The organism is Paracoccus sp. P2 (assembly GCF_046335115.1).
GTDB lineage: Bacteria > Pseudomonadota > Alphaproteobacteria > Rhodobacterales > Rhodobacteraceae > Paracoccus > Paracoccus pantotrophus.
Genome location: NZ_JBGOSN010000180.1, coordinates 1 through 659, shown reverse-complemented (window position 1 = coordinate 659; position 659 = coordinate 1). Strand labels below are relative to the sequence as shown.

The following is a 659-nucleotide window of genomic DNA, read 5'->3' as shown; positions in this document are numbered from 1 at the left end:
CGTGCCGCGCATCAAGGGCAACCATAACGCCATGCTCTCGGGCATCGCCGCGGCCGAGGCGGCGGCCGCCGCCATCGCCGCCGGCCGCGCGGGCGACGAGCTGGTGGAATACGAGGCCGACCTGCGTTCCGGCCCCATCGCCCGCGACCTGAAGCCGGTCCGCAACGTCAAGCCGCTCTGGTCGAAGCTCGGGCTCTGGGCCAGCCTGGCGCTGGGCGGCTTCGACATGTGGGTGGCGAACCTGACTGGCTGGAACCCGCTGGGCACCTGGAAGCACGGCAAGACCGATGCCGAGGCCACCGGCAAGGCCGCCGATTTCCAGCCGATCGACTATCCGAAGCCGGACGGCAAGCTCAGCTTCGACCGGCTGACCAACGTGGCGTTTTCCTTCACCAACCACGAGGAAAGCCAGCCCTGCCACCTGAAGCTGAAGGACGCCTCGATCCCGATTTCGGTGAACCTGCCGCTTTATGCCGAGCCGGCGACGCGCTACTGCCCGGCCGGGGTCTATGAGGTGCTGGAGGGCGAGGGCGGCCCGCGCTTCCAGATCAACTTCCAGAACTGCGTCCATTGCAAGACCTGCGACATCAAGGATCCCTCCCAGAACATCAACTGGACAACCCCACAGGGCGGAGACGGGCCGAACTACCCGAATATGT

General features: G+C 66.6%; 1 protein-coding gene. It reads left to right on the top strand.

All coding sequences use genetic code 11. The features are described 5' to 3' along the window. On the top strand, positions 1 to 659 hold a 659-nt coding region (locus ACDP63_RS25095), incomplete at both ends, for a 4Fe-4S dicluster domain-containing protein (RefSeq protein WP_409928883.1).